This window comes from Oceanimonas sp. CAM02 (assembly GCF_032842915.1).
GTDB classification, from domain to species: Bacteria; Pseudomonadota; Gammaproteobacteria; order Enterobacterales; family Aeromonadaceae; genus Oceanimonas; species Oceanimonas smirnovii.
The window spans coordinates 1-22,172 of sequence record NZ_JAWJBK010000036.1; the positions used below are offsets into that span (position 1 = coordinate 1).

At 58.0% G+C, this 22,172-nt stretch carries 18 protein-coding genes and 1 other RNA gene; all 19 read right to left on the reverse strand.

The features are described from left to right. Nucleotides 1–177: 177 nt before the first annotated feature. Nucleotides 178–2,910: a preprotein translocase subunit SecA gene (gene secA, locus R0I78_RS13465; RefSeq protein ID WP_317075696.1), complete on the reverse strand. Its 2,733-nt coding sequence runs from the start codon at nt 2,908–2,910 to the stop codon at nt 178–180. A 263-nt stretch (nt 2,911–3,173) separates the two neighbouring features. Further along, nucleotides 3,174–4,097 carry a UDP-3-O-acyl-N-acetylglucosamine deacetylase gene (gene lpxC / locus R0I78_RS13470; RefSeq protein WP_317075697.1) on the reverse strand — a complete coding sequence of 308 codons (924 nt, stop codon included), beginning with the start codon at nt 4,095–4,097 and terminating at the stop codon, nt 3,174–3,176. A gap of 97 nt (nt 4,098–4,194) precedes the next feature. After that, nucleotides 4,195–5,331 (reverse strand): cell division protein FtsZ, encoded by a 1,137-nt coding sequence (ftsZ, locus tag R0I78_RS13475; RefSeq protein ID WP_317075698.1) that lies wholly within the window; start codon nt 5,329–5,331, stop codon nt 4,195–4,197. A 45-nt stretch (nt 5,332–5,376) separates the two neighbouring features. Next, nucleotides 5,377–6,633 carry a cell division protein FtsA gene (ftsA, locus tag R0I78_RS13480; RefSeq protein ID WP_317075700.1) on the reverse strand — a complete coding sequence of 419 codons (1,257 nt, stop codon included), beginning with the start codon at nt 6,631–6,633 and terminating at the stop codon, nt 5,377–5,379. Beyond that, a complete protein-coding gene (locus tag R0I78_RS13485; protein ID WP_317075701.1) occupies nt 6,593–7,363 on the reverse strand; it encodes a cell division protein FtsQ/DivIB in 771 nt (256 codons plus the stop codon). The genes ftsA and R0I78_RS13485 overlap by 41 nt, the downstream gene beginning before the upstream one ends. A 1-nt stretch (nt 7,364) precedes the next feature. Continuing rightward, nucleotides 7,365–8,282: a D-alanine--D-alanine ligase gene (locus tag R0I78_RS13490; RefSeq protein ID WP_317075702.1), complete on the reverse strand. Its 918-nt coding sequence runs from the start codon at nt 8,280–8,282 to the stop codon at nt 7,365–7,367. Then, on the reverse strand, nt 8,279–9,739 hold the full coding sequence (murC, locus tag R0I78_RS13495) for a UDP-N-acetylmuramate--L-alanine ligase (protein WP_317075703.1): 1,461 nt from the start codon (nt 9,737–9,739) through the stop codon (nt 8,279–8,281). Before murC ends, R0I78_RS13490 begins: the two co-directional genes overlap by 4 nt. 13 nt (nt 9,740–9,752) lie before the next feature. Then, nucleotides 9,753–10,820 (reverse strand): undecaprenyldiphospho-muramoylpentapeptide beta-N-acetylglucosaminyltransferase, encoded by a 1,068-nt coding sequence (gene murG, locus R0I78_RS13500; RefSeq protein ID WP_019935010.1) that lies wholly within the window; start codon nt 10,818–10,820, stop codon nt 9,753–9,755. Beyond that, nucleotides 10,817–11,992, reverse strand: coding sequence for a cell division protein FtsW (gene ftsW / locus R0I78_RS13505; RefSeq protein ID WP_317075704.1), 1,176 nt, complete (start codon nt 11,990–11,992; stop codon nt 10,817–10,819). The genes murG and ftsW overlap by 4 nt, the downstream gene beginning before the upstream one ends. Continuing rightward, nucleotides 11,989–13,287, reverse strand: a complete 1,299-nt coding sequence (murD, locus tag R0I78_RS13510) for a UDP-N-acetylmuramoyl-L-alanine--D-glutamate ligase (protein WP_317075705.1) — start codon at nt 13,285–13,287, stop codon at nt 11,989–11,991. The genes ftsW and murD overlap by 4 nt, the downstream gene beginning before the upstream one ends. A 4-nt stretch (nt 13,288–13,291) precedes the next feature. After that, nucleotides 13,292–14,374, reverse strand: a complete 1,083-nt coding sequence (mraY, locus tag R0I78_RS13515; protein ID WP_317075706.1) for a phospho-N-acetylmuramoyl-pentapeptide-transferase — start codon at nt 14,372–14,374, stop codon at nt 13,292–13,294. Beyond that, complete coding sequence (locus tag R0I78_RS13520; RefSeq protein WP_317075707.1) at nt 14,368–15,708, reverse strand: UDP-N-acetylmuramoyl-tripeptide--D-alanyl-D-alanine ligase; 1,341 nt, start codon at nt 15,706–15,708, stop codon at nt 14,368–14,370. Before R0I78_RS13520 ends, mraY begins: the two co-directional genes overlap by 7 nt. After that, nucleotides 15,705–17,180, reverse strand: coding sequence for a UDP-N-acetylmuramoyl-L-alanyl-D-glutamate--2,6-diaminopimelate ligase (gene murE, locus R0I78_RS13525; protein WP_410506587.1), 1,476 nt, complete (start codon nt 17,178–17,180; stop codon nt 15,705–15,707). The genes R0I78_RS13520 and murE overlap by 4 nt, the downstream gene beginning before the upstream one ends. Beyond that, a complete protein-coding gene (locus tag R0I78_RS13530) occupies nt 17,161–18,909 on the reverse strand; it encodes a penicillin-binding transpeptidase domain-containing protein (RefSeq protein ID WP_410506588.1) in 1,749 nt (582 codons plus the stop codon). Before R0I78_RS13530 ends, murE begins: the two co-directional genes overlap by 20 nt. Beyond that, entirely contained in the window at nt 18,906–19,217 is a 312-nt protein-coding gene (gene ftsL, locus R0I78_RS13535) for a cell division protein FtsL (protein WP_019935017.1), read from the reverse strand. Before ftsL ends, R0I78_RS13530 begins: the two co-directional genes overlap by 4 nt. Continuing rightward, nucleotides 19,217–20,161, reverse strand: a complete 945-nt coding sequence (gene rsmH, locus R0I78_RS13540) for a 16S rRNA (cytosine(1402)-N(4))-methyltransferase RsmH (protein ID WP_317075709.1) — start codon at nt 20,159–20,161, stop codon at nt 19,217–19,219. Before rsmH ends, ftsL begins: the two co-directional genes overlap by 1 nt. 2 nt (nt 20,162–20,163) lie before the next feature. Then, nucleotides 20,164–20,622, reverse strand: a complete 459-nt coding sequence (gene mraZ / locus R0I78_RS13545) for a division/cell wall cluster transcriptional repressor MraZ (RefSeq protein ID WP_019935019.1) — start codon at nt 20,620–20,622, stop codon at nt 20,164–20,166. 203 nt (nt 20,623–20,825) lie between these two features. Continuing rightward, an RNA gene (gene rnpB / locus R0I78_RS13550) (RNase P RNA component class A) lies at nt 20,826–21,208 on the reverse strand. Nucleotides 21,209–21,259: 51 nt separating this feature from the next. Beyond that, nucleotides 21,260–22,099 (reverse strand): 16S rRNA (cytidine(1402)-2'-O)-methyltransferase, encoded by an 840-nt coding sequence (gene rsmI, locus R0I78_RS13555; protein WP_317075710.1) that lies wholly within the window; start codon nt 22,097–22,099, stop codon nt 21,260–21,262. Nucleotides 22,100–22,172: the final 73 nt, after the last annotated feature.

Here is a 22,172-nt window from a genome sequence, read left to right on the forward strand (position 1 = left end):
CTGACTTCCTATGGCTTCCTTCAGACCCTGCCGTTGGCCCGCAGCGCCCTTGCCATTCGGATTATCTTCCCCTCAGTCAGGGTGATTCAGGTTTCTTTCAACCTGACGGGTTTGCCAGCTTCGCTGGGCAAACAAAAAAGGCCGCTTTAAAGCGGCCTTGAAAGTATAACGATGTGCTTAGTTCAGCTTGCCATGGCATTGCTTGTATTTCTTGCCCGAGCCACAGGGGCAAGGGTCGTTACGACCTACTTTCTGCCCATCGCGCACAAAAGGCGTTGCCTCATCGGCGGCGGCCTGAGCCGGCTGTTCACCGGCCAGCGGGTTTTCCGCCTCGGCATGGCTGTAGCTCTGGGCCTGACGCTCGGCAGCTTCACGGCGTTTGGCCTCGGCCTGATCCACATCTTCCTGAGACTGCACCCGCACCCGGCTGAGAATGCTGACCACTTCCCGCTTGAGGTTCTCCAGCATTTGCGTAAACAGCTCGTAAGACTCGCGCTTATATTCCTGTTTGGGGTTCTTCTGGGCATAGCCACGCAGATGAATGCCCTGACGCAGATGGTCCATGGCCGCCAGGTGTTCCTTCCACAGGTTGTCGAGGGTCTGCAGCATCACCGAGGTTTCAAACTGGCGCAGCACCTCGGCCCCCACCACGGCTTCCTTCTCTTCATAGGTTTTGCTGGCTTCAGCCAATACCCGTTCCAGGATCTGCTCATCGTGCAGTTTGTCATCCTGCTTCAGCCAGTCACCAATGGGCAGCTCCAGGGCAAAATCGCTTTGCAAACGTTGCTCCAGGCCGGGCACATCCCACATTTCTTCCAGCGACTGAGGCGGAATATATTCATGCACCACATCGGTCAGTACATCTTCGCGAATAACAGCGATCGTTTCGCTGATATCGCCGGAGTCGAGCAGCTCGTTGCGCTGTTCATACACTACCTTGCGCTGATCGTTGGCCACATCGTCAAATTCGAGCAGGTTTTTACGAATATCAAAGTTGCGGGTTTCCACCTTGCGCTGAGCATTTTCAATGGCCCGGGTCACCCAGGGGTGTTCAATGGCTTCACCTTCCTGCATGCCCAGCTTTTTCATCATGCCGGTCACCCGGTCCGAGGCAAAAATGCGCATCAGCGCATCTTCCATCGACAGATAGAAACGGCTGGAGCCCGCATCGCCCTGGCGGCCGGCACGACCACGAAGCTGATTATCGATACGGCGGGACTCATGACGCTCGGTGCCGATAATATGCAGACCACCGGCAGCCAGCACCGCATCGTGACGTACCTGCCAGTCGGCCTTGATGACAGCAATCTGCTCAGGGGTGGCACCTTCGCCCAAGGCTTCAATTTCCGCCTGCCAGCTGCCGCCGAGCACGATATCTGTGCCCCGCCCCGCCATGTTGGTGGCAATGGTCACGGTACCGGCACGACCAGCCTGAGCGATAATTTCCGCTTCTTTTTCATGGAACTTGGCGTTCAGTACCTGATGGGGAATGCCTTCCTTGTTGAGCACACCGGAAATCAACTCTGAGTTCTCGATGGACACAGTACCCACCAGCACCGGCTGCCCCCGCTCCACACAGTCCTTGATATCGGCCACAATGGCCTGATATTTCTCGGCAGCGGTCAGATACACCAGGTCACCCATGTCTTTTCGTACCATCGGTTTATTGGTAGGGATCACCACCGTATCCAGGCCATAAATATGCTGGAATTCAAAGGCTTCAGTGTCAGCGGTACCGGTCATGCCGGCCAGTTTGTCATACAGACGGAAGTAGTTCTGAAAGGTAATGGAGGCCAGCGTCTGGTTTTCGTTCTGAATTTTTACTCCTTCCTTGGCTTCCACTGCCTGATGCAGGCCCTCGGACCAGCGCCGGCCCGGCATGGTACGGCCGGTGTGCTCATCAACGATCACCACCTCGTCGTTCTGCACTATGTAGTCGACGTTGCGCTCAAACAGGGTATGAGCACGCAGACCGGCATTGACATGAGCCAGCAGAGTAATGTTGCCGGCAGAGAACAGAGAGTCGTCTTCTTCCAGCAGCCCCATGCGCTTGAGTTCTTCTTCCACGAAGATCTGGCCGTTTTCGGTCAGCAGTGCCTGCTTGTTCTTTTCATCCACCGTGTAGTGGCCGTCACCGGTATATTCTTCGGTATCTTCCTGCTCCTGCTTTACCAGCTTGGGGATCAGGGTATCAATGCGCTGATACAGCTCGGAGCTGTCTTCTGCCGGGCCGGAGATAATCAGTGGTGTACGGGCTTCATCAATCAGCACCGAGTCCACTTCATCCACCAGCGCATAATTCAGCGGCCGCTGCACTCTTTGTTCGGGCGAGAACGCCATATTGTCACGCAGGTAGTCAAAGCCGAACTCGTTGTTGGTGCCGTAGGTAATGTCACAGGCATAGGCGGCCTGCTTCTCCTGGTGGCCCATGCCCGGCAGGTTGCAACCCACGGTCAGGCCAAGGAATTCAAACAGCGGCCGGTTACTCTCGGCATCGCGGCGGGCCAGGTAGTCGTTCACCGTCACTATGTGCACGCCCCGGCCACTGAGGGCGTTCAGGTACACCGGCAGGGTGCCGGTCAGGGTTTTACCTTCACCGGTTTTCATTTCGGCAATCTGGTTGTTGTTCAGTACCATGCCGCCAATCATCTGCACATCGAAGTGGCGCATGCCAAAAACCCGCTTGGAGGCTTCCCGCACTACCGCAAAGGCTTCCGGCAAAATCTGCTCCAGGGTTTCACCCTGCTCCAGACGAGTGCGGAACGCTACCGTTTTGCCCTGCAGCTCGGCATCGGACAGAGCCTCGAACTTGGGCTCCATGGCGTTGATTTCGTTTACTACCTTACGCAGTCGCTTCAGGGTTCTGTCGTTGCGGCTGCCAATGATTCGAGTGAAGAGTTTGGTAATCATGCTTGGCCAATTGTAATGTTGAAAAAATGCCCCGCGCACCGGCGAGGCCATAACGAGACGGTCATAAAGATCACTTTATGCAAATGTAACCCGTTGGGGCATCTGGTAAAAGAGGTTGTCACTGAATACTTGTGATCAGGATATGGTGGCGTCAGGCCGAATATTCAAGAGAATGGCTGAAAAGCCCGGGGAAACGCGACAAAAAACGGCACTGAAGAAGAAACACGCCGGCGCGGAGAGTTGCCGGCGTGCAATTACTAATTTCAGGCTGGCTGAAACGCAGTGTCGTAGTAACGAATAGGCGACTCGGCACCCTCATCACCAAAGGTGACCATTTCCCAGGCGTCGGCCTGAGCCAGCAAGGCCCGCAACAGGTTATTGTTTAAGGCATGGCCGGTTTTATAGGCGCAGAACTCACCCAGAATACTGTGGTTGCACATATAGAGATCGCCGATGGCGTCCAGCATTTTGTGCTTCACAAATTCATCGGGGTAGCGCAGGCCGTCTTCGTTAAGCACCTTGTACTCATCCAGTACCACGGCGTTTTCCAGACTGCCGCCCAGGGCCAGATTCTGGGAGTGCAGATACTCGATATCACGCATAAAGCCAAAAGTACGGGCCCGGCTCAGCTCTTTGACAAAGGCAACACCAGAAAAGTCCAGTTGCAGATGCTGACTACGCCCTTCAAACACCGGGTGCTTGAAGTCGATGGTCAGATCCATGCGAAAACCCTTGTTAAAGGGACGCAGCTCAGCCCATTTGTCACCGTCTTCCACCCGCACCGGCTTTTTAATGCGAATAAAGCGCTTGAGCGCGTTCAGCTCGCGAATACCACCGGACTGCAGCAGATAAATAAAAGGATGGGAGCTGCCATCCATCACCGGCACTTCAGGGGCATCCACCTCAATATAGAGATTATCGATACCCAGACCCGCCAGCGCGGCAGACAGATGCTCGATGGTGGAAACGCGCACACCAGCGTCATTCACCAGCGCGGTGCAGAGCATGGTGTCTTTTACCAGGTCCGCATCGGCCCGAATCTCGACCTGCGGATCCAGATCGGTACGACGAAACACGATACCTGTGTTGGCCGGCGCGGGTACAAAGCGCATTTGCACCTTGTGACCGGAATGCAGGCCGATTCCGGTGGCCTGCACGGTATTCTTGAGAGTTCGTTGTCTAATCATAGGATTGTCCGTCAGTCAGATAGCCCGATTCGAACCATTTAAAATGGCCCAATACTCTAGCACGATTTTACCCGGTTACGCTAATTCAGCGTAATTTTCAGTCAGCCTGCTTGCGCAGAAAAGCCGGAATATCCAGGTAATCCAGGTCGGTTTTGGCCTGGGCAGTATCGCCACCCACTGCTACCTTGCCGCCCTGCTCTTCCGGGGTCTCGGCACGGCGCATGCCGTTGTCGTCGCGGCTGTTGCCAGACTTCACCAGAGTGATGTCGGGCTTGCGCTCGGCACCGATGCCGGTGGCCACTACAGTCACCCGCAGCTCGTCGGTGATTTCCGGATCCAGTACCGTACCCACCACCACGGTGGCGTTCTCGGAGGCGAAGGCCTTGACCGCGTTACCCACGGTTTCAAACTCTTCAATGCTCATGTCGAGGCCGGCGGTAATGTTCACCAGAATGCCCCGTGCTCCGGCCAGATCTACGTCTTCCAGCAACGGACTGGAGATGGCTTTCTCGGCGGCTTCCTCGGCTCTGTCTTCACCGGTGGCATGACCGGTACCCATCATGGCGGTACCCATTTCCCGCATCACGGTGCGCACGTCGGCGAAGTCGACGTTGATCAGGCCCGGACGGGTGATAAGCTCGGCAATGCCCTGTACGGCACCCAGCAGCACGTTGTTGGCAGCCTTGAAAGCGTCCAGCAGGGAAATGCCCCGGCCCAGCACCTTGAGCAGCTTGTCGTTGGGAATGGTGATCAGGGAGTCAACGTGCTTGGCCAGCTCGTTAATGCCATGCTGCGCGTAGCTCATGCGCTTTTTGCCTTCAAAGGCAAACGGCTTGGTCACCACCGCCACGGTCAGAATGCCCAGCTCCTTGGCTACCTCGGCCACCACAGGAGCAGCACCGGTGCCGGTACCCCCGCCCATGCCAGCGGCAATAAATACCATATCGGCACCGTCGAGCAGATCGCGAATGGCGTCTTTGTCTTCCAGTGCTGCATCACGTCCCACTTCCGGATTGGCGCCCGCGCCGAGGCCTTTCGTAATGGCGCTGCCGACCTGCAGGGTGTGATGGGCACTGGCGTTGCGCAGTGCCTGGGCATCGGTGTTAATGGCCAGGAACTCAACCCCTTCGAGGTTTTCCCGCACCATGTGTTCAACGGCGTTACCACCGCCGCCACCTACACCGACCACTTTTATGACGGCTTCCTGCTCGTGATCATTCATCAGTTCAAACATAGGATTAACCCTCTCTCCGCTTTGGTTCCTGGTTTCCCGCCAGGATTAAAATTCACCACGCAGCCAGTTGCCCACCCGCTTGAACAGGCCGGTGACACTGGACTTGCTGTTGTATTCCTGTTGAGGCGCTGACTGGTGCTCCTTGCCATATTGCAACAGACCCAGGGCGGTGGAGTACACCGGCGTCTCAACATAATCCGATAGTCCCTTGATGCTGCCGGGCTGACCAATGCGCACCTGGCACTGAAAAATCTGCTCGGCGCATTCCACCAGCCCTTCAATCTGGGCGGCACCACCGGTGAGCACAAGACCGGCTGCCAGCTGATGCTTGACCCCGGACTTTTTCAGCTCGGTTTGTACTCGCGCCAGCTCCTGATTGATCATGCCAAGCAGCTCGCTGTAGCGAGGCTCAATCACTTCCGCCAGGGTCTGACGTTGCAGGCTGCGCGCCGGCCGGCCACCGACACTGGGCACTTCAATATTGTCTTCCTTGCTCACCAGCCGGCTGAAAGCACAGCCATGGCGCACCTTGATGGCTTCCGCATCCAGCGGCGGCGTGCCAAAGGCATAGGCGATATCACTGGTGACCGTGCTGCCGGCATAGGGGATCACCTTGGTATGACGCAGGGCACCGCCGGTAAACACCGCCATGTCCATGGTGCCGCCGCCGATATCCACTACGCATACACCCAGCTCCTTTTCGTCTTCGGTCAGCACCGCATAGCTGGAGGCCAGGGCACTGAAAATAAGCTGGTCTACCCGCAGTCCCAGTCGTTCCACGCACTTTTCAATGTTGCGCGCCATGTCGTTATGACAGGTGATCAGATGCACCTTGGCATGCATGCGCACACCCGACAGGCCAATGGGGTTTTTAATCCCTTCCTGAAAGTCGATGGAGTATTCCTGTGGGATCACATGCAGCACTCTGTGCTCGTCGGACAGTCGCACCGACTTAGCAGTGTGGATCACATTGTCCATGTCTTCCTGAGTCACTTCCTCGTCGGACACAGGCACCATACCGGTTTCGTTGCGGCACTCGATGTGCTTGCCCGACAACCCCAGATAGACAGAGGTGATCTGACAGTCTGCCATCATTTCGGCTTCATCCACCGCCCGCTTAAGGGATTTGACCACCGACTCGAGATCGTTCACGCCACCCTTGTCCATGCCTTTTGAAGCATGACTGCCCAGGCCGATGATGTTCAGATCACCGTCCGGCAGCACCTCGCCCACCAGGGCAGTGACCTTGGCTGTGCCGATATCAAGCCCGACGATCAGATTTCGTTCCGCGCTCTTGGTCATTCTTAGTCTCTTCGTCCTGCTTCCATCCCACTGCCAGTCCGGTATCGTAACGCAAGTCCAGGTAAGCTACCCGCTCGCGCCCCATGATGCCCGGATAGACATTCACAAATCGTTGCAGGCGGGCTGCAATATCGTCCCGCCCCAGTATCAGCCTGACACCGTCTTCCAGGGTCAGTTCCCAGGAAAACCGCGGTGTCAGATGCAGCCGGCTGATATCGTAACCGCCGGCTGCCAGCAGCGGCTGCAACCGCCGGTATTGTTCCAGCACCTTATGGGCCTCGCCGTCCGGGCCCGACAGCTGGATCAGCTCGAGCTGCTGCCGGTTTGCTTCAAACACCTCGCCATGAGTGTTGACCAGAGCGTCGTCATTCCAAAATGCCGCCGCTGGCTGCTCCACAATGTAAACCCTCAGGGTATCGGGCCACTGCTTGCGTACCGAGGCCTGATAGACCCAGGGCAGTGCCTGCAGCTGCTGCTGCACCCTGTCTACTTCCAGGGTGAAAAAGTTACCCAGTTCAGGCAGGGCCAGCACAGCGCTGCGAATATCGTCCCGGCTGACAAAGCGGTGTTCGCCCTGCACTATCAGGCTGTTCACCGGCACCTGATTGGCTGCGGTAACCCAGATCATGGCCTGCCACAGACTCCACAGCAGGGCACCCAGCACCAGCAGAAAAAACAACAGGCCGGATAAAAACCCCAGCCGGGTACGGGTGGCAGCGGCTTCGCTCATATCAGCGGGCCATATCCAGCACGCGCACCACCAGCTGGTCAAAATCGAGGCCGGCCACCCGGGCCGCCTTGGGCACCAGGCTGGTTTCGGTCATGCCCGGCACCGTATTCACTTCCAGCAGCCACCACTGGCCGGCACGGTCACGCATCAAGTCCACTCTGCCCCAGCCGGTGGCGGCTACGCCGTCAAAGGCACGCAGGCACAGTTCGCCCAGCTCGGTTTCTTCCTGCTCACTCAGGCCGCAGGGACACAGATATTCGGTATCACCCGACTGGTATTTGGCCGAATAGTCATAAAAAGTGTGCGGCGTGCGCAGGCGAATGGCCGGCAGCGCTTGCTCACCGAGAACGCTGACGGTGTATTCGTCGCCGTCGATAAAGCGCTCAAGCAGCACCTCGTCATCAAATTCAAAGGCGGCAGTAATGGCAGCGGCCAGCTCGGACGCATTCTCCGCACGGGCCATGCCGATGCTGGACCCTTCATGAGATGGCTTGACGAACACAGGGCCGCCAAAGCGATGGATCAACGCATCGGCATCGGCGGCCTGATACTGCCCCTTACGCACAATTTCAAAGTCGGCGGTGGGCAGCCCCATGGCTCGCCACACCTGCTTGGTGCGGATCTTGTCCATGGCCAGCGCCGCACCCAGCACCCGGGAGCCGGTATAGGGAAGCCCCAAGTGCTCCAGCGCCCCCTGCAGGGTGCCGTCTTCCCCGCCACGGCCGTGCACCACAATAAAAGCGCGGTCAAAGCCGTCTTGCTTCAGTTGTGCCAGCGGATAGTCTTTGGTGTCGATGCCATGGGCATTCACCCCGGCCCGCTGCAGACCGGTAAGCACGGCAGCACCGGAGCGCAATGACACTTCCCGCTCGGCGGAGCATCCGCCAAACAGCACTGCCACCTTGCCGAATTGTTTCATGACTGCTCTCCTTGCTGTTTCATGGCTTGCGCCGAGAGTTCAAACCCGCCCAGCTTGCGCGCAAGCGCGCCTACATTGCCAGCTCCCTGAGTCAGCACGATATCACCATCCTGCATCAGCTCCGCCAGCACGCCCGGCACTTCATCGGGAGTCGCCACATACACCGGCTCCTGGCCCCGGCTGCGAATGCTGCGGCACAGAGCACGGCTGTCGGCACCGGGAATCGGTGCTTCGCCGGCACTGTACACCTCCAGCAGGATCAGCACATCGCTTTTTGACAGCACATCGACAAAATCTTCATACAGATCCCTTGTACGGGTATAGCGGTGCGGCTGGTAAATGGTCACCAACCGGCGCTCGGGCCAGCCGGCGCGCACTGCATTTTGGGTGGCGCGCACCTCGCTGGGGTGATGGCCATAGTCGTCCACCAGCTTGACCCTGCCGCGGCCGGTATCGAACTCGCCGTATTGCTGAAAGCGCCGGCCCACTCCCTCAAATTTTTTCAGCGCCGCCAGTATGGCCGCGTCTTCAATGCCGTCTTCGCAGGCCACGGCAATGGCCGCCGCCGCATTCTGGGCATTGTGCCGGCCCGGCAGGTTGAGCTGTACCTCCAGGCAGGTACCATCGGGGCGACATACACGAAAGCGGCTGTGATCCGCCTGCTGGTGAAAGTCTTCTACCCGGTAGTCGGCCTCGGGATGAAAGCCGTAGGTCACAAACTGACGACCAATGCGCGGCAGCAGGCCCTTGACCACCTCATCGTCGATGCACAGCACCGCCAGACCGTAGAACGGCAGGTTATGCAGAAACTCGACAAAGGTGCCTTCCAGCTTGCTGAAATCACCGCCATAGGTATCCATATGATCCGCTTCAATATTGGTAACGATGGATACCATGGGCTGCAGATGCAAAAAAGACGCGTCACTTTCGTCTGCTTCCGCAATCAGATAACGGCTGGAACCCAGCCGGGCATTACAGCCGGCACCGTTAAGCAGGCCGCCAATAACAAAGGTCGGATCCTGGCCGGCTTCGCCGTAAATACTGGCAATCAGGCTGGTGGTGGTGGTTTTCCCATGAGTGCCGGCCACCGCCACACCATGACGAAAACGCATCAGCTCCGCCAGCATCTCGGCCCGGCGCACCACCGGGATGCGCAGATCCCGAGCTGCCAGCAGCTCGGGGTTATCGGCCTGAATGGCGGTAGACACCACCACCACGCTGGCACCGGCCACCTGCTGGGCATCGTGGCCCAGAAAAATGGTGGCACCCATGGCCTGCAGCCGGTCAGTAACCGGATTGTAGGCAATATCCGAGCCGGTAATGGCATAACCTTCATTGGCCAGCACCTCGGCAATACCGCCCATGCCGGCCCCGCCAATACCGATAAAGTGAATGCGTCTGACCCGTCTCATCTCGGGAATCATGCTTCTCAGTTTTGCCAGTTCAACCTTGGTCATGCCTGTCTCTCGTTTATTGGGTCAGGGTGCGCAGGCACTGTGCCACCTGCGCCGCCGCATCGGTAATTGCCAGTTGCCGGGCTTTCACGGCCATCTGCTGCAGTCGCTCGCGGTTGCCGGCCAGCTGCTCCAGCTGCTGTGCCAGTGCTGCCGGGGTCAGGCCAGCCTGTGGCATCAGCAGGGCTGCGCCCTCATTCACCAGCGCCTGTGCATTTTTGGTCTGGTGATCATCCACCGCATGAGGCAGCGGCACAAAAATGGCCCCCAGGCCGGCGGCGGCCACTTCCGATACCGTCAGGGCACCGGCCCGGCACACCACCAGATCTGCTTCGCCATAGGCAGCGGCCATATCGCTAATAAAGTCGCTTACGTCGGCCTGTACACCTTTTGCCTGATAGGCGGCGCGTACCGCCTCGCTGTTGCCCTTGCCACACTGGTGGCGCACCGCCACAGGCGCATTCACTTGTGCCAGCGCTGCAGGTAAAGTGTCGTTCAGAACCTTCGCTCCCAGACTGCCGCCCACCACCAGCAGACGCAGCGGCTGCGGTGCAAGGCTGATGCGTTCGGCCGGTGCCGGCAACGCTATCACATCGGGGCGCACCGGGTTGCCCACCACCTCGCCCTGCTCAAAAGCACCGGGAAAGGCCATTAATACCTTGCTGGCAATGCGTGCCAGCAGGCGGTTGGTCATGCCGGCAGCGGCGTTCTGCTCATGCAGCACCAGCGGAATGCCCGCCATTCTGGCCGCCACTCCGCCGGGTCCGGCGGCAAAACCGCCCATACCCAGCACCACATGGGGCTGTGTTTCCTTTAAAATTCTGCGCGCCTGCCGCACCGCATTGGCGATTTTAAAGGGGGCCGCCAGCAGCCGCCTGATGCCATTGCCGCGTACCCCGGAAATACTGATGGTATGCAGCGGATAACCGTGCTCCGGCACCAGCCGGGCCTCCATGCGATCCGCCGTGCCCAGCCAGTGAATGGTCCAGCCTTCACTGTGCAGCAGATCCGCCACCGCCAGCCCGGGGAACACATGGCCGCCAGTGCCGCCGGCCATCACCAGCAGCGTTTTGTTGTTGTTCATAGCGCCTCCCGCTGTCTGGCCTGCATGTTGTCGCGACGCCATTCAAAATCGATGCGCACCAGAATGGCCACGGCGGCACTCATCACCAGCAGACTGGAGCCGCCATAGCTCACCAGTGGCAGGGTCAGGCCTTTGGTGGGCAGCATGCCCGAGGCCGCGCCCACATTCACTACGGTCTGAAAGCTGAACCAGATGCCGATGCCCATGGCCAGATAGCCTTCGTACTGGCGTCCGCCCATCAGTACCTTCTGGCCGATACGCAGCGACTTGAACGCCAGCCAGCACTGCAGCAGTAGTACCAGCAATACACCGGTAAAGCCCAGCTCTTCGCCCAGAATGGCAAACACAAAGTCGGTATGGGCTTCGGGAAGATATTCCAGCTTCTGAATGGAGTTGCCCAGGCCTTCACCAAACCAGCCGCCCCGGCCAAACGCCATCAGCGACTGAGTAAGCTGGTAGCCGCTGCCAAAGGGATCATCCCAGGGATTCAGAAACGAAGTCACCCGTTTAACCCGGTAAGGTGCCATGGCAATCAGCCCGGCTACCAGTGCCATACCCAGCAGCACCAGGCTGATAAACTGGCCCATGCGGGCACCGGCAATAAACAGCATGCCCAGCGTAGTCACAAACAACACCACCACTGAGCCCAGATCCGGCTGCATCAGCAACAGGAAGGACAGCATGCTCATTACCGCCAGCGGCTTGAGAAAGCCTTTCCAGTGGCTGCGCACTTCGTCCTGCTTACGTACCAGAAAACCGGCCAGAAAGGTAAACAGTGCCAGCTTGGCAATTTCTGCCGGCTGCACGTTGAACAGCCCCAGCGCCAGCCATCGCTTACTGCCGTTTATCTCCCGGCCTACCACCAGTACCAGCATCAGCATGATCAGCGCCAGGATCAGAAAGCTGGCATTGTATTGCTGCCAGCGGGCCATGGGGATCTGCAGCACCAGGGCACTCAGAAACAGACAAACCAGCAAAAAGATACCGTGACGTTTTACAAAGAAAAAAGCGTCATCGCCCACGGCGATGCCTTCAGCAATGGAGGCCGACGACACCATGACCAGCCCAATGGCCATCAGCGCCAGCGATAAAATAACCAGCTGACGATCATAGATATGCCCCTGAGACGGCCGCAGCAGCCAGTCCATGCTGAAAGCAGGCAGCAGCTTCATAGCGCCTCCACCAGCGACACAAAATGATCGCCCCGGGCCGGATAGTTAGGGTACATATCCAGACTGGCACAGGCCGGTGCCAGCAGCACCCAGTCGCCGGCGGCGGCCTGTCCGGCGCACCAGGCCACGGCTTCATTCATGCTGGCCACGGCGTGCGTATTGGCACCAAGCGCCAGCAACTGCTCCTTGTCCTGCCCCAGGCAGGCCATGCCGGCAATGCGGGTTTGCAGCAGCGGTACCAGCGGAGAAAAGTCCTGCCCCTTGCCCTGACCACCGGCAATCAGCCAGAGCCGGCCGTTTATATCACCGGCAATGCCGTCGATGGCCGCCAGAGTGGCTCCCACATTGGTGGCCTTGGAGTCGTTAACCCAGCGTACGCCATTTTTTTCAGCCACAAACTGGCAACGATGGGCCAGGCCGGTAAAACGGCGCAGCACCGCCAGCTGAGCGATGCGGGAAATACCGGCTTTATCTGCCAGGGCCATGGCAGCCAGGGCATTGAGCTGGTTGTGAGCACCGACAATGCGCAGCTCGCGCACTGCCAGTACCGGCTCGCCGTGCACACTGAGCCACAGTTCGCCATTCTGTTCCAGACGGCCATAGTCCTGCCCGTTCAGGCCAAAGCTGAGCGCTTTGCTCCCCTTTGGCGGATATGTCTCGCTGTCTTCCCGGTTATAAACGCACAGACCTGCCCCCTGATAAATGCCGAGCTTGGTATCCCGGTAATGTGCCAGCGAGTCGTAACGATCCAGATGATCTTCACTGATATTCAGCACGGTAGCCGCCAGTGCCTTCAGCCCCGGCGTGGTTTCCAGCTGAAAGCTGGACAGCTCCAGCACCGCCAGCGCCAGTGGCTGCTCCAGCAGCGCCAGTGCCGGCGTGCCGATATTACCGCCCACGCCCACGGCCAGCCCGGCTTCAGCCGCCATCTCACCCACCAGGGTAGTGACGGTGCTTTTGCCGTTGGAGCCGGTAATGGCAATCACTGGAGCTGTACATTCACGCAGAAACAGCTCCACATCCCCGATAATTTCTACCCCGGCGGCGGCCGCCTGCTGTAGCTCAGGAGTAGCCAGCGGCACACCCGGGCTGACGATAATCAAGTCGGCACCACAGAGCACTTCAGGGTTCAGGCCGCCAAAGTAACATTCCAGACCTGCCGGCAGCTGTTCGGCACCCGGCGGCGCTGTGCGGGTATCCATCACCACAGGGCGCACGCCCTTGCGCACGCAGTGGTGCACACAGGAAAGCCCCGTTTGCCCCAGTCCGATAATCACAGTGCGTGCAGGAGTCATGATGTTATCTCAGCTTCAGAGTGGCCAGGCCGGTAAGCACCAGCATCAGGGTAATGATCCAGAAACGGACAATCACACGAGGCTCGGGCCAGCCTTTCAGTTCATAGTGATGATGGATGGGTGCCATGCGAAAAATTCGCTGGCCCCGCAGCTTGTAGGAACCCACCTGCAGGATCACCGACAGGGTCTCGATAACAAAGATGCCGCCCATGATTACCAGCAAAAATTCCTGGCGTACCAGCACCGCAATCACGCCCAGGGTGGCACCCAGTGCCAGCGAGCCTACATCGCCCATAAATACCTGAGCGGGAAAGGTGTTAAACCATAAAAAACCGAGACCGGCACCGACAATGGCAGTGCACACCACGGTCAGCTCGCCGGCATTGGCCACATAGGGAATATGCAGATATTCAGCAAAGTTGACGTTACCGGTGGCCCAGGCCACCAGGGCAAAGCCCGCTGCCACCATTACAGTGGGCATAATCGCCAGGCCGTCCAGCCCGTCAGTCAGGTTGACCGCATTGCTGGAGCCGACGATCACGAAGTAACTGAGGATCACAAAAAACAGACCAAGCTGAGGCATGACGTCCTTGAAAAACGGAACAACCAGCTGGGTCTGAGCCGGATCCTTGGCTATCCAGTACACAAAAATGGCCGCTGTCAGCGCTGCCGCCGACTGCCAGAAATACTTCCAGCGGGCGATCAGACCGTCGGTGTTTTTGCGTACCACCTTGCGGTAGTCATCCACAAAGCCGATGGCACCAAAGGCAATCAGTACAAACAGCACCACCCATACATAGGGGTTGGACAACCGTGCCCACAGCAGCACAGAGACAGAAATGGCGATCAGTATCATCAGGCCACCCATGGTAGGGGTACCCGCCTTGCTGAAATGAGACTCAGGACCATCGTTGCGTACTACCTGGCCGATTTGAAGCTTCTGCAGCCGGAGGATCAGCCTTGGTCCAATCCATAAAGACACCATCAGGCCGGTCAGAATGGAGACGATGGCCCTGAAGGTCAGATAAGAAAAAACGTTAAAAAAGCTGAAATGGGGAGTCAGCCATTCCGCCAGCCAGACTAGCATAGCTCTCCCTCCTGAATGGCCTGGACCAGCTGTTCCATCCGCGCGCTGCGTGCACCCTTAACCAAAACGACCACCTTGTTGTGTGCTGCCAGCGCTGCTTTCAGCACTGGCCACAATTGTTGTTTATTCTCGAAATGACGGCCATTGGCCGCCGTTGCCGTATGGTGGCTGTCCCGGCCAGCGGTCAGTACCTCATCAATACCCAGCTTGCGGGCATGCTCACCCACTTTGCTGTGCATTTCGCGGCTGTAATCACCCAGCTCGGCCATATCACCAAACACAAAAATGCGGTAACCCGGCAGGCTGGCCAGGGTATCAAGCCCTGCCAGCACCGACGCTACGCTGGCATTATAGGTATCATCCAGCACCGTCAGACCGGGTCGCGTCCACACCTGTAAACGACCTTTGGCCTGTCCGAAGGCGGCAAGTCCGGTCGCAATGTCGGCCAGACTGGCACCCAGCTGCTCAGTACCGGCGGCAGCGGCCAGGGCATTGGCCACATTGTGTTTGCCGGGCACCGGCAGCTGTACTTCAATTTCGCCCTGGGGCGTCAGCAGCCGAAAGTGAGCACAGCCAGCAGCATTCAGGCTGATATTACGGGCCTGATAGTCCCGGCGCTCACCAAAATAAATCAGTTCCACCTGTTGTTTCCACAGGTTACAGAACGGACTGTCACCGTTGGCAATGGCCACACCGCCGGGCACCAGACCGCTGTAGATTTCACCTTTGGCCTGAGCGATGCCTTCCAGCGAGCCGAAGCCCTCCAGGTGAGACGCCTCCACATTGTTGATCAGGGCCGCATGGGGTTTCGTCAGCGAGCTGGTCCAGGCGATTTCACCGATATGATTGGCACCCAGCTCAATCACGGCGTAGTCAGTGCTGTCGGTCAGCTCGCACAGGGTCAGTGGCACACCAATCTCGTTATTGAGGTTACCCCTGGTGGCCAGCACTTCCCCCTTCTGGCGCAGTATGCTGGCGGCCATTTCTTTGACCGTGGTTTTGCCACAGCTGCCGGTAATGGCCAGCACTTTGGCATGGCTGGCATCACGTACCAGACCACCCAGAACGCCCAGCGCGAGCCGGGTATCGGCCACTCTGATCTGGGGCACATCCAGATCCTGCCAGCGCTCCACCAACAGCGCAGCGGCACCCTGCTTCACTGCCTGAACAGTAAAATCATGGGCATCAAAGCGCTCGCCGGACAGGGCCACAAACAGACAGCCATCACTCATGGGCTGCCGGCTGTCGGTGGATACTGCCAGAATGTTCTTATCGGTGCCGCGCAACTCACCGCCGGATGCCTCAGCCAGCCGGCTCAGTGAAAGTGTAATCACAATGTCACTCCCAGCAGCGCCACCACAGTTTCCCGGTCGCTGTAATGCATGATCTCTGTACCCACAATCTGATAATCCTCATGGCCCTTGCCGGCCACCAAAATAATATCCTGCTCGTCCGCGTGTTCTATGGCGTATGCAATGGCATCACGCCGGCCATGGATTACCTGCGCTACCGCCGGATTGCTGAGCCCGGCCTGCATGTCGGCAATAATGGCTGCCGGCGACTCAGTACGGGGATTATCATCAGTAAGGATAACCACATCGGCACCTTGTTCCGCTGCTGCCGCCATCAAGGCCCGCTTGCCCTTGTCCCGATCGCCGCCGCAGCCGGTCAGACACCAGAGCCGGCCCTTGCAATGCTGCTGCAGCGCCTGCAATACCTGCTCAATCGCATCGGGTGTATGGGCATAATCCACCACCAGCAGGGGTTTACCCGGCGCAGTAAACGGCTCCATCCGCCCGGCCACGCCCGTCAGTTTGGACGCGGTTGCCAGCAGCTTTTCAAAGGACTCGCCCATCACCAGCAGTGCTCCCATCGCCGCCAGCAGGTTGGCCACATTAAAACGGCCGATCAGGGGGGCGGATAATACACCATTCCCCCAGTCGGAGTTAATGGTCACTTTCACTCCGTCACCATAAAAGTGAACGGTTTCCGCCACCAGCTGACGCCCCCTGAAATCTGCTACCCGCCCGTGCAGACTGTAAGCCACTGCATCGGGGTAATGGCCCAGCCAGCGCCGGCCAAATACGTCATCGGCGTTAATCACCCGCCCTTTGGTACACAGCTCAAAAAGGCTCCGTTTGACTTCACTGTATTCCGCCATGGTGCCGTGATAATCCAGATGATCCCGGCTCAGATTGGTAAACACCGCCACGTCAAAATCAAGCGCAGCCACGCGATGCTGGTGTAAACCATGAGACGACACCTCCATCGCCACTCTGCGTGCACCAGCGCCAAGCATACGCGCCAGCTGCTGCTGCACCTCCAGCGCTGACCCTGTGGTATTGACCGCCGGCTCAAGTTGGCCGCACAGCCCATTACCCAGGGTTCCCATGACACCGCTGGTAGTACCAAGCAGCTGACCCCAGTGCGCAATCAGCTGAGAAACCGTACTTTTGCCGTTTGTGCCGGTCACACCGGCCAGCTGCAGCTGCCGGGCAGGCTCACCATAAAAAGCGCCCGCCAGCAGCGACAATTTGGCCGGCAGGTCAAACACGCCCAACAAACGGTGGTCCCGGCTGTTCAGGCCGGCTTCTTCCTGAGTGTCGGTCTGATAAATTACCGCTGCCGCACCCTGCTCCAGCGCCTGCTCGATAAAACGACGACCATCGGCATGATGGCCTTTAACAGCAATAAACAGACAGCCGGCAGACACAGCCCGGCTGTCGAGGGTCATTCTGTTTATGGCAATGGCCGGGGCCGCATGCCCCAGCGCGCTTGCCAGCTCTCTAAGAGTGAGGGACAACACTTGCCTCCTGTCCTGCCAGCTGGAATTGTTCTTCGGTGGCGGCATCGGGACGAATATTCAGCAGCTGCAGGGCACCGCTCATCACCTCGGCAAAGACGGGTGCCGCCACCAGACCGCCGTAATATTGATCGCCCTGAGGTTCATTGATCACCACCACCATGGCCAGACGAGGGTTACTCAATGGTGCCACACCAGCAAACAGCCCCACATAATCACTGCCATAACCACCGGCAACGGCCTTGCGCGAGGTACCGGTCTTGCCGCCCACCCGATAACCGGGAATAGCCGCACGAGTGGCGGTACCACCGGGATTAACCACACTTTCCAACATTTGTAATACCGCATCGGCATGCTGGCGGGGAATGACCTGCTCGCCGGTGGGCGGCTGGTTACGTTTCACAATGGAAAGCGGATAACGCACACCGCCGTTAGCCAGAATGGCGTAAGCCTGAGCCAGCTGCAGCGGGGTTACCGTCACGCCATATCCAAAAGAAAGGGTCGCCTGCTCTATTTCGGACCAGCGCCGGCGTTGAGGAACCATGCCAGTGCTTTCACCCACCAGCCCCATGCCTGAGTCGATACCCAGGCCAAAGCGGTACAGAGTATCAAGCAGCTGCGCCGGCGTTTCCTGCATGGCCATCCGTACCATGCCCATATTGGAAGAGCGTTTAAGCACGGTTTCCACACTGATACTGCCGAGGTTCCGGGTATCTGAGACCCGTTTTCCGCCCAGCCGCATCCAGCCGGGGCTAGTGTCTACCATGCTGTTGGCATTGACCACACCATTTTCCAGAGCACTGACCACTATCATCGGCTTGAGAGTTGAACCGGGTTCATAGGTGTCGGTTACGGCGCGGTTACGGGCACGAAAACTCTGATACTGACTACGGTTATTTGGGTTGAAAGAAGGTGCGTTCACCATGGCGATGACTTCACCGGATTTTACATCAAGCATCACCAGTGAGGCCGAAGTGGCTCTGTGATATTCAAAGGCCCGTTTGAGAGAACGGTAAGCCAGTGCCTGCACCCGCTGATCGATGCTCAGTTCAATGTGATTGGCTTCACGGGCAGCCGATACCACACCCAGATCTTCAATCACCCGGCCCAGACGGTCCTTGCGCACTTTGCGCTCACCGGGCAGCGCGGTCAGCCAGTCATTAAAGCCCCGCTCTATCCCTTCGATACCAGAGCCGTCTATATTGGTCATGCCTACCAGGTGGGCGTTGATTTCACCGGTAGGATAAAAGCGGCGTTCCTCCGGGCGCAGGTGCACACCAGGCAGGCGCAGCTTGCGAATATATTCGGCTACTGCCGGCGTGACCTGTCGCTGCAGATAAACAAAACGGCGTTTGGGATCCTGTACTCGCTTCAGCAGAGTATCGTGAGGCACGCCCAGCACTTCTGCCAGTGCCTGCCAGGCCTGTTGTTTATCCAGACTGTGCTCGGCATGGATCTGCTTGGGATCCGCCCAGACCGCCTGCACCGGCACAGAAACGGCCAGCTCTTCGCCATTACGATCCATGATCATGCCACGGGAGGTATTACTGACAGCAGTGGAACGCAGCGAGCGCAGATCGCCTTCGAGACGTAGCCGATCCGGCGAAATTACCTGGATCCATGCAGCCCGGGCAAACAGGGCCACAAAGGCCAGTAAAATGACGCCGCAGGTAAAGTAAAACCGGCCACGGGCCATCATGGGTTCTTTTTTCTGCTTCTTGCGCCAGCTCATGGTTGCCTCACCAGTTTCTCCTTGCTTGGCTCGGGTCGTTTCATATTCAGTTTTTCCCGGGCCAGTGCTTCAATCCGGCTGTGCTCCATCAGAGTATTTTGCTCCAGCAGCAGATTACGCCATTCAATATCCAGCTTGTCCTGCTCCGCCATCAGCTGATTATATTCACTGGTTTTCTGCCGCGTACTGTGAGTCACCACTATCACTGACATCGCCGAGATAACGGTAATAATGGCCAGCAGCAGCAGCCATTTGTATCGCCACAGATCCCGTCCCACTTCCCGGGTCAGGTTAATGCGGCTGTCCATCAGGCTTCTCTGTCCAGTCGTTCAGCGACTCGCAGCACTGAGCTGCGGGCTCTGGAGTTGGCAGCCACTTCTTCAGCTGAAGGTTTCTGTGCCTTGCCCACACTTTTGAGCGTGCGGCCACCGGCCAGCTGAGCCTCGGTTAATGGCAGTCCGGGAGGCACTTCAGGTCCTTTTTCCTGCTTACGAATAAAATGTTTGACCAGCCGGTCTTCCAGAGAATGAAAACTGATCACCGACAAACGACCGCCGGTTGCCAGCACACGCAAGGCACCATTGAGCGCCTGGTCAATTTCATCCAGCTCGCTGTTAATGTAGATGCGAATGGCCTGAAAACTGCGGGTGGCGGCGTGCTTGTTCTTTTCCTTACTGGGGTTCACCCGGGCGATCATCTCTGCCAGCTGACGGGTACGGGTCCAGGGCGTGGTCTGGCGATCAAGCACGATGGCCCGGGCAATTTTGCGGGCATGACGCTCTTCACCAAAGGTTTTCAGCACCCAGGCAATGTCGTCTGCATCGGCATGGTTAAGCCAGTCGGCGGCACTCTGGCCGCTGGTTGGATCCATGCGCATATCCAGAGGACCGTCTTTCTGAAAGCTGAAACCGCGCTCGGCTTCATCCAGCTGCGGCGAAGACACACCGAGATCGAGCAGGACACCATCGATCTTGCCGGTCAGTCCCGCGGCTTCCATCATGTCGGCCAGACGGGAGAAAGGGCCATGAATAATAGTAAAGCGGGGATCATCAATTTGTTCGGCCACGGCAATAGCGGCCGGATCCCGGTCAATGGCCAGTAACCGGCCATTCGGGCCAAGTTTTGACAAAATATGGCGCGAGTGACCGCCCCGGCCAAAGGTGCCATCCACATAAATGCCGTCAGGGCGAATATTGAGGCCGGCCACTGCTTCATCCAGCAGTACGGTAATGTGTGCCTGTTGTTCACTCATTGTTATAGCGAAAAGTCCCGCAATCGTTCCGATGACTCCCACCCCTCATGATCAAGAGCCAGTAAATCATCGTTAATTTGTTGTTGCCAGCGAAGCTCACTCCAGATTTCAAAGCGATTGAGCTGTCCCACCAGCATGATTTTTTTCTCAAGCCCGGCATGCAGCCGCAGCGGTGCCGGAACCAGAAAGCGTCCGTTTCCGTCCAGCTCACATTCGGTGGCATGGCCCAACAGCAATCGCTGCAGACGCCGCTCTGTTGGCTGTGTGCTCGACAGGCTGCGCAGCTTGTGCTCTATCAGCTCCCATTCGCCAAGCGGATAGAGCAGCAGACAGGGGTGACTGATGTCGATGGTACAAACCAATAAGCCGTCGCATTGTTCACGCAACGGCTCACGATATCGGGTTGGTATGGCCAGCCGCCCTTTACTGTCAAGGCTGATGGCATGGGCACCACGCAACATTCAGAGTCCCTGTTATTGGCTTTGTTCCACAAAGATCCACTTTTTCCCACCGCAACAAGTGTAAGGAGGCAATACCGGCATTTCAAGCAAGGAAATAGCCATCAGAAGAAAAGGTGGTTACTGAATAAAGGATAAAAAGCTGGCGCAAGCGGCCGGGAATAATAAAACAGCGCAACTCGAAGAGTTGCGCTGTTTTAAGGAAGATAATGAGCTGGCCTGTAAGCCGGGTTCTGTATCGGGCAAGCCCGATTGACAATCATTCCTCTAGGCCGGCAATCGCTCGCCGGCTCCAGCAACCTACCCGCCTCCAGCGCGGGCCGCGCCTGTAGGAGGCCTATTTGGTCTTGCTCCGGGTGGAGTTTACCGTGCCACGGACTGTTGCCAGCCGCGCGGTGCGCTCTTACCGCACCCTTTCACCCTTACCTGTGCCCGAAGGCCATCGGCGGTCTGCTCTCTGCTGCACTGGTCGTGGGCTCACGCCCCCCAGGCGTTACCTGGCACCCTGCCCTGTGGAGCCCGGACTTTCCTCCCCCTCGCCCGTCTGCCAAAAGCACAACGACGAAGCAGCGATTGTCCGGCCAGCTCAGTGCGCAGTGTAACCCAGCCACGCCTGTGGTGCCAGAGTAAATCCGCATCGTTACAAGCCTGCTTCAAGCCCGTGCTTATACAATGCATTTTTTTTCAGCCCATAAATATCGGCAGTCAGCGCAGCGGCTTTTTTCAGCCCCAGATCGGCACTCAGCAAGGCCAGGGTTTTCTGCGCCGGCAGCGGCAAAGCGTCAGCATCAGCCTTGTGTCCGGCTACCATCAGCACAATTTCACCCCGGCAGCGGTTACTGTCTTCCTTAAGCCATGCCAGCATGTCGCCTGCCGGCAGGCCGTGAATGGTTTCAAAGGCTTTGGTCAGCTCCCGGGCCACCACCAGCCGGCGGGCTTTCCCCATCACCTCAACCAGAGCCGTCACCGTATCCAGCAAGCGCCGGGGCGACTCATAAAACACCATGGTTCTGGGTTCATCCTTCAGGCTTTCCAGCTTGTCGCGACGGGCCTTGTCTTTTGCGGGCAAAAAGCCTTCGAACACAAAGCGATCCGTAGGCAGCCCCGCTGCCGACAAGGCAGTCACTGCCGCACAGGGACCGGGCAGCGCCACTACCTGAATACCCGCCTCACGACACCGGTTGACCAGATGATAACCGGGATCGCTGATAAGCGGTGTACCCGCATCGGACACCAGCGCTATGCTTTTCCCTTCCAGCAGCCGGGTAACCAGCTGCTCCGCCTTGTGCTGCTCGTTGTGGTCATGCAAGGCCCAGGTCGGTGTGCCAATCTGATAATAAGATAATAATTTCCCGGTGTGGCGAGTGTCTTCACAGGCAATGACATCTACCTGTTTCAGAGTATCCAGAGCGCGCTGGCTGACATCAGCCAGGTTACCGATAGGGGTAGGCACAATATATAAGGCAGCTTGGCTCATCATGACTCCTGTGCAAGCAATTGTTTCACCGTGCCGGCCCGATTACACTTAGGACCAGAATGACTCAGCATGGGAA